Source organism: Lysinibacillus sp. FSL W8-0992 (genome assembly GCF_038008685.1).
Lineage (GTDB): Bacteria > Bacillota > Bacilli > Bacillales_A > Planococcaceae > Lysinibacillus.
Genome location: NZ_JBBOZQ010000001.1, coordinates 696,803 through 710,228, shown reverse-complemented (window position 1 = coordinate 710,228; position 13,426 = coordinate 696,803). Strand labels below are relative to the sequence as shown.

Genomic DNA, 13,426 nt, shown 5'->3' with positions numbered 1-13,426 from the left:
TGTATCACGCGTGTGGAGTTTTGTGTTTTGCTTTGAATTGACATTCCTAAAATAACCATATATATTTATATATGAACACATGCTCATATATAAATACAATATTGGGGGAACGGAAAATGGATGAACAAGTAAAACAGGTAGAAGTAGAGAGCGGAAAGGGACAGCACTTAGATGAAGAAACGCTATTTGTGGTCTCTCAAACGTTTAAAGCATTGAGTGACCCGACAAGAATACGCATTTTAAATTTATTATGTTCAGATGAGCACTCGGTCAATGACATCGCTGAAATATTAGACTTAAGTCAATCAACAGTATCTCATCAGTTACGATTTTTAAAAAATTTAAGATTAGTGAAATTTAGGAGAGAAGGAACAAGCTTATATTATTCAAAAGATGATGATCACATCATGAATTTATTGAAGCAAGCAATTGAACACGCGACGCACAACTAAAAGTATTGTATTAATAAATTTTTGGAGGGGAAAACTATGGGGCATAATCACGATCACGGCCATGATCATACACATGGCGCAAATAAAAAGGTACTGTTGTTATCCTTTATAATCATTACGAGTTATATGGTTGTTGAAGCGATTGGTGGGGTTTTAACTAATAGTTTGGCGCTTTTATCAGACGCTGGACATATGCTAAGTGATTCAATTTCATTAGCAATAGCACTACTTGCTTTTATGTTTGGAGAAAAAGCAGCTAGCTTTAGTAAAACATATGGCTATAAAAGGTTCGAGATTTTAGCTGCAGTATTAAATGGCGTGACATTAATATTAATCGCATTGTTTATTTTTTATGAAGCAATTGAGCGTTTTGCAAATCCTCCAGAAGTGGCAACGACAGGGATGCTAATTATTAGTGTAATTGGCCTTCTAATAAATATTTTAGTTGCTTGGATTATGATGCGCGGTGGCGATACACAAGACAATTTAAATATGCGCGGAGCATTTTTACATGTTCTTAGCGATATGCTTGGCTCTGTAGGTGCGATAATCGCTGCATTAGTTATTATGTTTTTCGGCTGGGGATGGGCAGATCCGCTCGCAAGTGTCATTGTGGCAGTATTGGTACTACGGAGTGGATATTTTGTAACAAAGGCCGCTATCCATGTACTTATGGAAGGAACTCCGTCAAATGTTGATGTACAGGAAATCATTCAAATAATCGAGCAAAATGAAGGTGTACAAAGTATCCATGACCTTCATATTTGGACGATTACTAGTGGCACAAATGCACTTTCCTGTCATGCAGTTGTCGATAGCCAACTAAGCATTGGGGAAAGCGAGCATATATTACGCGAAATTGAACATAATCTTGAACATAAGGGCATAAAGCATGTAACGATACAATTGGAAACAGTAGCAAATCGTCATGATGAGTCAATTTTATGTAATATAAAAAGTGAGCAAACTCATCACGATCATGATTAAAAAAATTGGAAAAAAAAAATTGCCTACTTTACATACCCTTCGTGGGTATAGTATGATTATAATCAAATAGGAGGTGAAGCAGTTGGAAGACACAGTGAAAGATGATGATTGTCATACGGGAGAAACTGCGTCGTGTCGAAAAAGTCACCACCCTGAGCGCGTAAAAAAGGATTTAACGACTCGTTTAAATCGAATCGAGGGTCAAATCCGAGGCATTAAGGGAATGATTGAAAAGGACGTTTACTGTGATGATGTTATAACGCAGTTGTCTGCCACGCAATCAGCTTTAAATAGCGTAGCGAAAATTTTATTAGAAGGTCATTTAAAAGGCTGTGTCGTAGATCGCCTATCTGAAGGTGATGAAGCGGTCCTAGATGAATTAGTAGTGACCATTCAAAAATTAATGAAAAAATAATAATTTTTTAGGGTATATACTCTTATATAGCATTTTAATTTAACTTAAAGGAGAGATATTTATGCAAAACGTAACATTAAACGTACAAGGAATGTCATGTGGACATTGTGTTAATTCAGTAGAAAAAAGTGTCGGTGCACTAGCTGGTGTAGAACAAGTAAAAGTAAATTTGGCTGATGGTTTGGTAGATGTAGCGTTTGACGATGCACAAGTATCACTAGCGCAAATTAAAGAAACGATTGACGATCAAGGTTATGAGGTAGAATAAGAAAAGTAGGGTGCTCAAAAAGCACTCTATTATTTTCAAATCTATATACCCCTAGTCGGTATATAAAGAGGAGGAAAGGTAATGAGTTCTGACTTCAAGGAAACAAATTTACAAATTACAGGTATGACTTGTGCAGCTTGTGCTACTCGAATAGAAAAGGGATTGAAAAAAATGGAGGGTGTCGAGCAAGCAACTGTAAACTTAGCGCTTGAAAAGTCCTCTATAAAATATGATCCAGCAAAATTGAGTGAAGCAGATTTTGAAAAAAAGATTGAAGCATTAGGTTATGGTGTGGTGAAACAAAAAACAGAACTAGATATTACAGGTATGACGTGCGCTGCGTGTGCCACACGCATAGAAAAAGGTTTAAATAAACTATCAGGCGTATCAACGGCTTCTGTAAACTTGGCTCTTGAAAAAGCAACAATCGAATTTAATCCAACAGAAGTTGCTGTATCTGACATTATCGGTAAGGTAGAGAAATTAGGATATGGGGCTCACCAGAAGGCGGATGAGCAAGCAACCGAAGATTATCGAGAAAAGGCTATAAAACAACAGCAACAAAAACTTATTTTCTCTGCCATTCTTTCGCTACCATTACTTTGGACGATGGTTGGTCACTTTTCTTTTACATCATTTTTATATGTCCCTGATTTTTTAATGAATCCTTGGGTGCAATTAGTGTTAGCTACGCCGGTTCAATTTATTATTGGGAGACAATTTTACGTAGGAGCATATAAAGCACTACGTAATGGAAGTGCCAATATGGATGTTCTTGTCGTTATGGGGACCTCTGCGGCATATTTCTACAGTGTTTATCAAGCAATTGTCACAATTAATTCGCATCACGGCCCGCATCTATATTTTGAAACGAGTGCCGTTTTAATTACGTTAATATTATTAGGTAAATTATTCGAGGCAAAAGCTAAAGGTCGCTCATCGGAAGCTATAAAAAAACTAATGGGACTTCAAGCTAAATCCGCTATTGTTGTGCGCGACGGCGTAGAAAAAGAAATACCGTTAGAGGAAGTTGTAATAGGTGACATTTTATTAGTGAAGCCGGGTGAGAAAATTCCAGTTGATGGTGCTGTATTAGAGGGCACAACGGCTGTTGACGAATCAATGCTAACTGGGGAAAGTCTACCAGTAGATAAAAAGCAAGGCGATTTATTATACGGTTCAACAATTAATAAAAATGGTTTTGTGAAAATGTCGGCTACAAAAGTTGGGCGTGATACAGCACTGGCACAAATTATAAAAGTCGTTGAAGATGCACAAGGCTCAAAAGCACCTATTCAACGTTTAGCAGACCAAATTTCCGGCATTTTCGTACCAATTGTTGTTAGTATTGCTATTGTCACTTTCCTTATTTGGATTTTATGGGTAAAACCAGGAGAGTTTACACCGGCACTTGAAGTTTTAATTGCTGTGCTTGTAATTGCTTGTCCTTGTGCGCTTGGCTTAGCGACACCAACATCTATTATGGCAGGCTCTGGTCGGGCTGCCGAATTTGGTATTTTATTTAAAGGTGGCGAGCATTTAGAACAAACGCAACGCATTGATACAGTCGTTGTCGATAAAACAGGTACAGTTACACACGGAAAACCTGTATTAACGGACGTCGTACTAGCAGCCAATCATGAGGAAGCACATGTTCTTTCATTAATTGGCGCAGCGGAGAAACAATCCGAGCATCCGTTAGCACAAGCAATTGTTCAAGGAATTGAGGATAAAGGTATCGAGCTTGGCGAAGTTCAATTTTTTGAGGCAATTCCGGGCTATGGTGTGCAAGCAACAGTTTCTGGTCAAGGTGTTGTAATCGGAACACGTAAATTAATGCAACAATACGATATTAATATTGAGCATATATTGCCGACAATGGAGCATTTCGAAGAGAGCGGTAAAACTGCAATGTTGGCTGCTATTAATGGTCAATATGCTGGTCTTGTTGCTGTAGCAGATACGGTAAAAGATACTTCCAAAGAAGCTATTCATCGTTTACAGGAAATGGGTATTACAGTCATTATGATGACGGGCGATAACAAACGGACTGCACAGGCAATTGGAGATGAGGTTGGTGTTAATCATGTTATCGCGGAAGTACTCCCAGAAGGAAAAGCCGATGAAGTGAAAAAACTTCAAGCTGCAGGCAAAAATGTAGCGATGGTAGGGGATGGTATAAATGATGCACCCGCATTAGCAACAGCACATATTGGAATGGCTATTGGTACAGGTACAGACGTCGCAATGGAGGCTGCTGATATTACGTTAATTCGTGGAGATCTAAATAGCATTGCGGAAGCAATCATTATGAGTCGTAAAACAATGCGCAATATTAAACAAAATCTATTTTGGGCATTTGCATATAATACATTAGGTATTCCTATAGCGGCCATGGGTCTACTTGCACCATGGGTAGCAGGCGCAGCTATGGCATTCAGCTCAGTATCTGTTGTATTAAATGCCTTACGTTTACAACGAGTGAAATTATAGTGCCAGGCACTCAAACAATTCTCAAACAATTTTCTAAATAAAAGTCCACGAAGATACGTGCTTAGAACGCAGTACCATAAGAAGCAAAAAAGTGAGCGAATTACGAGGGGAAAGTTTATAGTAAGCCCGCGGAATGCGCCCACCGTAGTGGAAATCTATAGCAGTATTTGTTTAAAGTCTGGACCCACTACGGTGGGTCTTTTTTTATTGCATTATCTATCAAGTGTGCATATTAAAAAATGTTAAAAATTGAGATTCACGTTGATTCTGTTTTTCATTTTCTCACTATGATACAATGAAAAGCACTGATTCATTTTTAGTTTTATACAGTATAGCCTTAAAATAAGGGCATAATTGACTCATAGAATTCTAAACATAAAGGAGGAACTTCTGGTGACGGTTCCATTTGTTGCGGTAGAAGGTCCGATTGGTGTAGGCAAAACTTCTTTGGCAAAAGAGGTATCAGCGACATTTAATTACCATCTATTAAAGGAAATAGTAGACGAAAATCCGTTTTTAAATAAGTTTTATGAAGATATTGAGGAATGGAGCTTCCAAACGGAAATGTTCTTCCTATGTAATCGCTATAAGCAATTAACAGATATCAAAAAATTGCGGTTAGCACAAAAAACAGCAGTGGTATCGGACTATCATATTTTTAAAAATTTAATTTTCGCGAAGCGTACGTTGGCACCTGCTGAGTATGAAAAGTATGAAGAAATCTATCAAATTTTAACGAAAGGTATGCCCGTGCCAAATGTAGTTGTTTATTTACATGCTAGTGTAGATACGTTAATGCAACGTATTGCCAAACGGGGGCGTGAATTTGAGAAAATGATTTCCCGTGAATACATGGAGCAACTAGTAGCAGATTATCATACCTTTACTGAACATTTTGAGAAGTTGCATCCTGAAATTCCCGTTATTCGATTCAACGGAGACCAACTTGATTTTGTAAAAAACCCGCAAGATTTACAATATGTTTTAAAAACAATTGAAGATACGTTACAACAAAGGAGCTTGCAACAATGAATTTGAGAGAGAAATATGGAATTCCCCCACAAACGGTCATTACAATTGCTGGGACTGTAGGTGTAGGAAAGTCCACGATGACAAAGGCGCTGGCAGAAGTGTTAAATTTCCGTACATCATTTGAAAAAGTAGACACAAATCCTTATTTAGATAAATTTTATGATGACTTTGAAAAATGGAGCTTCCATTTACAAGTATATTTCCTAGCTGAACGTTTTAAAGAGCAAAAGCGTATTTTCGAATATGGCGGTGGCTTTGTGCAAGATCGCTCTATTTATGAAGATACAGGGATTTTTGCAAAAATGCACTTTGATAAAGGGACGATGAGTCCAATAGATTACGAGACATATCGTAATTTATTTGATGCCATGGTGATGACACCTTATTTCCCACACCCAGACTTAGTAGTTTATTTAGAGGGGCCGATTGATGATGTAATTGGTCGTATTCAAGAACGTGGTCGTGAGATGGAGCAGCAAACACCAAATGATTATTGGATTGAAATGCATGAGCGCTACGAAGATTGGATCAATAATTTTAATTCATGTCCTGTCCTACGTTTAGATATTAATGATTATGATTTAATGAAAAATCCTGACGCGATTGAATCAATTGTGAGCCGCATCAGTCATATGCTAAAACAAACAAGTCATTTACGAAAATAGGAGTATTACGATGCAATCGTAAATCTTTAAAGTAAGGAAATCCTATATGTTCTGGCCGAAAGCGAAGCGACAGGCGCAAACAAGTCATTTACGAAAATAGGAGTATTTTTTTCAATGCTTTAAAGTAAAGAAAACTATGCGTTCTGGCCGAAAGCAAAGCGGCAGGCGTAAACGAGTCATGATTTGTTTTTAAAGTAAAAATTGTAAGACTAAATAAAAAATAAAAAGACCAAAAGACGTGAGACAATACGAAGCCTATTGTTATCGCGTCTTTTGTAATAGGAGGAACGAGTATGAAAATCGCGGTATATTGTGGTTCTGGATTAGGCGTTAATCCCATTTATGCTGAAAAAGCAACTGAGTTAGGAACGGTTTTAGCACGAAATGGTCATGGTGTTGTATATGGAGGCTCTAAAATAGGATTAATGGGGAAAGTTGCAGATGCTACATTAACAGCAGGTGGAGAAGTTATTGGTGTAATGCCGACCCATTTACAAAAACATGAAGTCGTTCATGCTTCATTAACAGAAATTCATTTCGTAGAGTCAATGCATGTACGAAAGGCAAAAATGGTGGATTTAGCGGATGCCTTTATTGCGTTGCCAGGTGGTGGCGGTACATTGGACGAATATTTTGAAGTATTTACATGGGCTCAAATCGGATTGCATGAAAAACCCGTTATTTTGTTTAATGTGAATGGGTTTTATGATGCACTACTGCAGCATTTTAATCGAATGTTAGAGGAAGGCTTTATCCGTGCAGAACACAAAGCATTAATTCGTGTAGCCACAACAGCGGAAGAAGTTTTAGCATTGATAGAATAACGATGGTGTGAATAAAGTACCAAAAATGAAAATTTATAGTATTTTTAATATACAATTAGTTATATTATAATATATAACAATCTGATTTATTATAAAAGAAAATACAGGATGACTCACACTAGTAAATTAGGACGACGGAGGTGGATTTTATGAATAAAATTGATACACAAGTCACGGATGATTTAGTCGTTCAAGCAATAGAACGCAATATAGCTATTATCCGTTTTGATATGCATCGTAAAGTGGCTTATGTAAATGAGCTGTTTGCGAAAACAATGGGCTATTCAGTAGAGCAAATGATCGGAAAAGACCATAGAGAATTTTGCTTTCCTAAATTTTCAAAAAGCCCTGACTATGAAAAATTTTGGCGCAACCTAGCAGCAGGTAATAGCTATCAGGATAAAATTGAGAGAAAGGATGCACTAGGTAATAGTGTTTGGCTCGAGGCGACCTACATGCCTGTATTTGAGAATAACTCAAGAAAAGTCATTGGCGTATCCAAAATCGCAACGAATGTTACTAATCGTCAAAAAACGATAGTTAATGTAGCAGATCAGTTGAAGCAAATGTCCACCGAGCTGTATAGTCGTTCAGAGGCAGGCATAAAAAATAGTGAGAGTTTACTTGAAACTATTCAACAAGTATCAAAGGAATCTTCGGAGAATGTAAAAAATCTTGCCCAATTACAAAATCAGGCGGAATCTATTAAAGGTATTGTAAAAACTATACAAGGTATTGCATCTCAAACAAACTTACTCGCTTTGAATGCAGCAATTGAAGCCGCAAGAGCTGGTGAGTATGGAAGAGGTTTTGATGTTGTAGCGAAAGAGGTTCGGAAACTTTCAGTAAGAGTTGAGCAATCCATTTCAGAAGTGAAAGAAAATGTGGAAGGAATTGTTCGTGAAATCGGGCAAGTTACGGAAAGCATTACACGCATTTCTGAAGAAGTTGAAAAGTCTAATGGACAAATAAATGTAACGACAAGTGATTTTGTTGAAATTGCCTCTGCTGCAGAGGCATTAGATGAACGATCAAAACAATTTATTGAGATAATTTAAAACAAGCGTGTGGCAAGTGGCAATTATGCCAACAATGCCTCAGGCTTTTTTAAATTCTAATAAAAGTAGTTAGTGCAGGTAGGGTACCGAGGAATTAGCTATTTTATTCGAGGAAACAACATCGATTATCTATTTTCACCATAAATAATTCCAAAAGTTTTCTGAATATATTGAAATAGTAGCAGCGTTTTATTTACAATAATTGTGGAAGGGCTTCAAAAATCATAATAGGGGTGTTGTGCATGACAAAGGTGGAAGTAAGTTTTAAACATTTACCAGCTACAGCAATTTCAGATGCAACCGGGGGCCATACAAATTTACGAAGTAATATTAAAGCGTTAGCGGATCATTTTAAAATAGCAGGGCGAGCAGTTACTGTACGTTTACCAGACGGGGAAAATGGAGCTGTACTTGAAGCGATTCGAGCTGCTAAAGAGGGCGATATTTTAGTTATCGATGCAAAAGGGAATACAAATCGAGCTGTTGCAGGGGATTTTGTTATGTCCTTAGCAAAAGGTATTGGTGTACAAGGATTTGTAGTAGATGGTGTTATTCGTGATATTGCTGCGATTCGAGAGTTGGATTTCCCTGTATTTGCTCTTGGTACTACTGTTGCTGCTGGCAATAAAAATGGTGGCGGTAAAGTCAATGTGCCAATTGCTATTGGCGGTGTAACAGTGCAGCCTGGTGATTATATTATTGGCGATGTCGATGGCGTCATTGTTGTCCCACAAGAGGATGCGGAGCGCATTGTAGCAGCAGCTGAGCTTAAAGTGGAAAAGGATGAAGCGCGCGCTCAAGAAGCACATGCAAACGGCAAAGAGTCTATTATTGCGTATTTAGATAAAGTACTAGGAAAATAAAAAAATCCTCACGATGCATTAGTCCATCGTGAGGATTTTTTCTGGTATTAAGCTAAATTTTCATTGTTTTTAAAGTAGTTTTTCATTTTTTCTTTATCGAAGCGGCCTTCCCATTTCGCCATTACTAATGACGCTAAAGAGTTACCGATTACGTTTACTACTGTACGTCCCATATCAAGAATACGGTCAATACCTGCAATGAATGCTAAGCCTTCGATTGGAATACCAACAGTACCTAAAGTTGCAAGTAATACTACGAATGATACGCCTGGTACACCTGCAATCCCTTTAGATGTAACCATTAATACTAGCATTAACGTAATTTGTTCCCCAATGCTTAAATGAATACCATACATTTGGGCAATGAATAATGCAGCGATCGCTTGATACAATGTTGAACCATCCAAGTTAAAGGAATAACCTGTAGGAATAACAAAGGAAACAATATCTTTCGGTGCACCTAGTTTCTCCATTTTCAGCATTACGCGTGGTAATACGGCTTCCGAACTAGCAGTGGAGAACGCTAAAATTAATTCGTCTTTTAATACTCTAATCAAGTAGAAAATGTTGACTCCTGCAAATTTTGCTACAAGACCAAGTACGATGAAGATGAAGAATATCATCGTTGCATAAACAAGTATTGCAAGCTTACCAAGCGGGATGAGGGAAGCAAACCCATATTTGGAAACGGTTACACCAATTAAACCAAATACCCCAATTGGAGCGAATTTCATTACAAGGTTAGTTACCCAGAACATCGCGTCTGCTACACCTTGGAAGAAGTCTAAAACTGGTTTTCCTCGCTCTCCAATTGCAGCTACCCCTAAACCAAAAATAACAGAGAAGAAAATGATAGCAAGCATATTGCCTTCAGCCATTGATTGAATAATATTTGTTGGTACAATGCCTACAATAATATCAAACGGTCCTTCATGCTGTACTTCTTCAGTTGTTGTAACGTATTTCGAAATATCCCCTTGCGAAAGTTCGTTCATATTTATGCCAGCACCTGGGTGAAACAGGTTTGCTGAAAGTAAACCAACAACAATTGCTACTGTTGTAATAATTTCAAAGTAAATAAGCGTTTTTCCGCCTAATCTGCCGAGCTGTTTAATGTCTCCAGTTCCAGCAACACCAACAATTAAAGTCGAAATAATAATAGGTACCACAATCATCTTAATTAGATGTAGAAAAATATCTCCTAGTGGTTGTAAATATGTCTCAATTTTGGGGTTACCATAAAAGATACCACCAACAATAATCCCTAAAATTAAACCGATTAGAATCTGAGCGGCTAAACTGAGTTTAAATTTCTTTTTCAAAATCTTAATTCCTCCCCTATATTAAAATTTTTAGGACATGCCTTACTTTAATAATACGGAGGACTTATAAAATCCGACAAAATCCGAGAAAATTAATTTACTTTTGTTAAAATGTCTGAATATAACACCTGTATAAACTTCTTGATATTGACCTTTGCTTTGCGATTTCCATGGTCTTCAATCTGTGTCATGAGCTGACGAATCTCTTTAAAATCAAAGTATCGAGGTGCATAGTATTCAAATTCTGAGTTTGTATAATCAACTACCCCTAAATTGGCGAGATTAATCATCGCTGCTAAAATTGTTCGACGCACTCGCTGTTCAATGGCTTTGCTCTCTTTTAATATTTCATCTGGAGTGGCCTTCGTAACAGCTGCTATTTCCTCATAGAGCTCTTTTAAAGGAGGAAGTGGTGCAATCTTATGTTGATGTGCTAGCAATGTTTCAATAATCGCTATAATATCCTCGCTGCCAATCTCACCGACAATACCCATATCATTTAAAATAGATTGGATATGATCTCGTGATGTGGCTTTATTGTTTATCTGCTCACTTAGGTCGATGTTAGTCAGCGATTGCCGAATAACTAAAAGAGAGTTTTTTAGGCGGAATTGTTCTGTAGTTTTACGTAAAACATTTTCAACTTCAATACGGTTAATCGGTTTATGGATAAAGAAGTCAATACCTTGTTCATACGCCTCGCCAACCATTTCTTTATTTACAACCTGAGAAATCATAATAAACTGTCCTTCAAATCGATTTTGAAGAAGATGCTCCACTGTAGCTATACCATCAAGCTTAGGCATAAGTAAATCGATTAGCACAAACTCTGGCTGTGTCATTAATATTTGAGGAATGGCGTCCACTCCATTACGTGCTTCACCGATGACTGTACCTAAACCACTATCTTCAATAATTTGTTTTAGCATCACGCGACTTGCACGATCATCATCTACAATAAAATACCTCATTTAAGTCTCTCCCGTTTGAATAGTTTGCGTAGGAATTATAATTTTAAACATTGTTTTAAAGTTATTTGATTCAACTGAAATGGAGCCGTTTAATTTAGAAATTAATTCAGCAACATGTGAAAGTCCGATTCCTGTAGCTGCTACACCTTCGACATTATATTTTGTCGTATAGCCAGGTTCAAAAATAATAGAAAGATCACTTTCGGTGATTCCTTTACCATCATCACTTACTGTTATTACAGTATCAACCTCTTGTTGCTGAATATCAATAGATATGACACCTTGTCCTTCTATTGCTTCAATGGCATTGGCAGTAAGATTGTTTAATAGTGCTAAAAGGGCGATATGCTCGTTCGTTAGAAAATCGGTCTTTAAAGTAATGTTAAATTGTATATCTTTACCGAGTAATTCACTGTATTTACTATTACCGTCCTCTATATAATGTAATAATTCTGATAATCTTAGAGAGCCAAAGCTCTTATCGCCGACAATCTTAGAAATACCTGCATAAATACGTTGGGAATCTTTTTTTACCTCATGAATTTCCTGGGCAATATGAAGTGCCTGTAAACTTTCTGAGCGATTGCCCTGAGCTTTTAATTGGCGATATAAATCAAATCCATTAGCGGTAATTGCTTCTATATGATTCATAGACTTTTTTAAATAAAGTGTTTCTACATATAAGTCTGAACCAATAGTAAGTATTTCTTGTACGCGCTTTTTTTGCTCAGCAATTAAAATAGAGCTATAAATACCGACAACAAAAAAGCTTCGTAACAGAGCAACTGCTAATAGGATGAGTAGGTCATGAAAGAATAAAATTGTATACGATTGTACAAAGAAACGTAGCAACTGTTCCGCTAAATTGCTTATAACCTCACTTAAAGCTACAAGTAATCCTAACTTAAGTGGTTTTTCACGATATTGATGAATATTTAAATATTGCAGACATAGTGCAAATAATAAATAAAATGTAGCAGCAGGTAAATGAATATAAATACCTTCTAATATTGATATGTTTTGTGTGTAGAAACTAATAGCTGCTCGTAAAGCAGTAGTTACAATGCTTGTTGCGATACCAGCAAAAATAATAGGTGTTGGTTTAAGCAGTGTGCATAAAAAGAAAATTATAGTTCCCAACCCAAAACGAAAAGAAGTATCAGCGAATGGGATAATTTTAATTTCACTACCGAGAGCTGTTAAGATGGCAATTAATAAAATCCATGTGAGGGAAGTGCGAGATAAAAGAAACTTCGAGTACATATTTAAAATCCTCCCTAAATTATTAGTAGAGCAAAATAGCTAATAAAAAAATACCACAACCTAAAAGGAAGTGGTATTTAATAAGTATGACATACAATTTTGAGCAAAAAAAAACGGCTACATTATGTAGTCGGTATTTTAAAAAAATGGAGGAGGTAGAGGGATTCGAACCCCCGCGCGGTGTTACCCGCCTGTCGGTTTTCAAGACCGATCCCTTCAGCCAGACTTGGGTATACCTCCATGTTATATTGCTGTGCTGTCTTATCGACAAGAACTAATTTATCATGTTTTAATTTTTCCGTCAACATCTTTTTTTAAAAAATAATGATTGTTGATATTACTTATATTATTTCGTAAGAACGAATTTAAATAATTTGTGCAATTCGTTGCAATTTATGAAAACTGAAAGTATACTAGTTATTGCCGTGCTAGGTGGGAAGGTAGCGGTGTCCTGTAACTCGCAATCCGCTCTAGCGAGACTGAATTCCTTTTTCGAGGCTGTCCGTATTGTTTGGTCTGCCTTTTGCACGTAGTGTTGACGATTGGGTCCTGCGCAATGGATACCCATGAACCATGTCAGGTCCGGAAGGAAGCAGCATTAAGTGGCCTTATTCATGTGCCGCGGGGTTGCCTAATCTGAGCTAACGACAAGAGTAACGCTTATGTGCGGCTGTCGAAGAAAGGTGCACGGCATTAAATTGCCAATTCGAACGCATTCGTCTACTGTAGGCGAATGCGTTTTTTTTATATTCAAAAAAGGCCACTGTTTTATAAACGAGTTAGCCGATGCTATAATGGTTTTAATAATATTTA

General features: G+C 37.1%; 13 protein-coding genes, 1 tRNA gene, 1 other RNA gene and 1 pseudogene. 12 read left to right on the top strand and 4 right to left on the bottom strand.

Features of this window, described 5'->3' with window-relative positions:
• The first annotated feature begins 116 nt into the window (after positions 1-116).
• From NSQ74_RS03355 to NSQ74_RS03310, 11 genes and pseudogenes are all read left to right on the top strand, one after another.
• Positions 117-452: an ArsR/SmtB family transcription factor gene (locus NSQ74_RS03355; RefSeq protein ID WP_340821492.1), complete on the top strand. Its 336-nt coding sequence runs from the start codon at positions 117-119 to the stop codon at positions 450-452.
• 36 nt (positions 453-488) lie between these two features.
• Complete coding sequence (locus NSQ74_RS03350; protein ID WP_340821490.1) at positions 489-1,439, top strand: cation diffusion facilitator family transporter; 951 nt, start codon at positions 489-491, stop codon at positions 1,437-1,439.
• An 82-nt stretch (positions 1,440-1,521) separates the two neighbouring features.
• A complete protein-coding gene (locus tag NSQ74_RS03345) occupies positions 1,522-1,854 on the top strand; it encodes a metal-sensitive transcriptional regulator (protein ID WP_340821488.1) in 333 nt (110 codons plus the stop codon).
• A gap of 61 nt (positions 1,855-1,915) precedes the next feature.
• Complete coding sequence (gene copZ, locus NSQ74_RS03340) at positions 1,916-2,122, top strand: copper chaperone CopZ (RefSeq protein WP_228134225.1); 207 nt, start codon at positions 1,916-1,918, stop codon at positions 2,120-2,122.
• A gap of 81 nt (positions 2,123-2,203) precedes the next feature.
• Positions 2,204-4,615 carry a heavy metal translocating P-type ATPase gene (locus NSQ74_RS03335; RefSeq protein WP_340821487.1) on the top strand — a complete coding sequence of 804 codons (2,412 nt, stop codon included), beginning with the start codon at positions 2,204-2,206 and terminating at the stop codon, positions 4,613-4,615.
• 393 nt (positions 4,616-5,008) lie between these two features.
• Complete coding sequence (locus NSQ74_RS03330) at positions 5,009-5,647, top strand: deoxynucleoside kinase (protein WP_340821486.1); 639 nt, start codon at positions 5,009-5,011, stop codon at positions 5,645-5,647.
• Complete coding sequence (locus NSQ74_RS03325) at positions 5,644-6,312, top strand: deoxynucleoside kinase (protein WP_340821485.1); 669 nt, start codon at positions 5,644-5,646, stop codon at positions 6,310-6,312. Before NSQ74_RS03330 ends, NSQ74_RS03325 begins: the two co-directional genes overlap by 4 nt.
• A gap of 293 nt (positions 6,313-6,605) precedes the next feature.
• Positions 6,606-7,136: an LOG family protein gene (locus NSQ74_RS03320; protein WP_340821484.1), complete on the top strand. Its 531-nt coding sequence runs from the start codon at positions 6,606-6,608 to the stop codon at positions 7,134-7,136.
• 149 nt (positions 7,137-7,285) lie between these two features.
• Positions 7,286-7,660 (top strand): annotated as a pseudogene (locus NSQ74_RS23400) (PAS domain S-box protein); the annotation flags it as partial.
• Between the two features lie 42 nt (positions 7,661-7,702).
• Positions 7,703-8,194: a methyl-accepting chemotaxis protein gene (locus NSQ74_RS23395; protein WP_401022474.1), complete on the top strand. Its 492-nt coding sequence runs from the start codon at positions 7,703-7,705 to the stop codon at positions 8,192-8,194.
• A 242-nt stretch (positions 8,195-8,436) separates the two neighbouring features.
• Positions 8,437-9,057 (top strand): RraA family protein, encoded by a 621-nt coding sequence (locus tag NSQ74_RS03310; RefSeq protein ID WP_340821481.1) that lies wholly within the window; start codon positions 8,437-8,439, stop codon positions 9,055-9,057.
• Positions 9,058-9,104: 47 nt separating this feature from the next.
• Here NSQ74_RS03310 and NSQ74_RS03305 read toward each other — a convergent pair whose 3' ends face one another.
• The 4 genes from NSQ74_RS03305 to NSQ74_RS03290 form a co-directional block, all read right to left on the bottom strand.
• On the bottom strand, positions 9,105-10,379 hold the full coding sequence (locus NSQ74_RS03305) for a cation:dicarboxylate symporter family transporter (protein WP_340821480.1): 1,275 nt from the start codon (positions 10,377-10,379) through the stop codon (positions 9,105-9,107).
• Between the two features lie 92 nt (positions 10,380-10,471).
• Positions 10,472-11,350 (bottom strand): response regulator, encoded by an 879-nt coding sequence (locus tag NSQ74_RS03300; protein WP_340821479.1) that lies wholly within the window; start codon positions 11,348-11,350, stop codon positions 10,472-10,474.
• Entirely contained in the window at positions 11,351-12,613 is a 1,263-nt protein-coding gene (locus NSQ74_RS03295; protein ID WP_340821477.1) for an ATP-binding protein, read from the bottom strand.
• Between the two features lie 147 nt (positions 12,614-12,760).
• A tRNA-Ser gene (locus NSQ74_RS03290) sits at positions 12,761-12,853 on the bottom strand.
• 183 nt (positions 12,854-13,036) lie between these two features.
• Between NSQ74_RS03290 and ffs the strand changes: the two genes are divergently transcribed.
• An RNA gene (ffs, locus tag NSQ74_RS03285) (signal recognition particle sRNA large type) lies at positions 13,037-13,304 on the top strand.
• Positions 13,305-13,426: the final 122 nt, after the last annotated feature.

Excerpts from the sequence above, each read along its gene's own strand:
- NSQ74_RS03355 (WP_340821492.1), top strand. The coding sequence starts at position 117 with ATGGATGAACAAGTAAAACAGGTAGAAGTAGAGAGCGGAAAGGGACAG.
- NSQ74_RS03350 (WP_340821490.1), top strand. The coding sequence starts at position 489 with ATGGGGCATAATCACGATCACGGCCATGATCATACACATGGCGCAAAT.
- copZ (WP_228134225.1), top strand. The coding sequence starts at position 1,916 with ATGCAAAACGTAACATTAAACGTACAAGGAATGTCATGTGGACATTGT.
- NSQ74_RS03335 (WP_340821487.1), top strand. The coding sequence starts at position 2,204 with ATGAGTTCTGACTTCAAGGAAACAAATTTACAAATTACAGGTATGACT.
- NSQ74_RS03325 (WP_340821485.1), top strand. The coding sequence starts at position 5,644 with ATGAATTTGAGAGAGAAATATGGAATTCCCCCACAAACGGTCATTACA.
- NSQ74_RS03320 (WP_340821484.1), top strand. The coding sequence starts at position 6,606 with ATGAAAATCGCGGTATATTGTGGTTCTGGATTAGGCGTTAATCCCATT.
- NSQ74_RS23395 (WP_401022474.1), top strand. The coding sequence starts at position 7,703 with ATGTCCACCGAGCTGTATAGTCGTTCAGAGGCAGGCATAAAAAATAGT.
- NSQ74_RS03310 (WP_340821481.1), top strand. The coding sequence starts at position 8,437 with ATGACAAAGGTGGAAGTAAGTTTTAAACATTTACCAGCTACAGCAATT.
- NSQ74_RS03300 (WP_340821479.1), bottom strand. The coding sequence starts at position 11,350 with ATGAGGTATTTTATTGTAGATGATGATCGTGCAAGTCGCGTGATGCTA.
- NSQ74_RS03295 (WP_340821477.1), bottom strand. The coding sequence starts at position 12,613 with ATGTACTCGAAGTTTCTTTTATCTCGCACTTCCCTCACATGGATTTTA.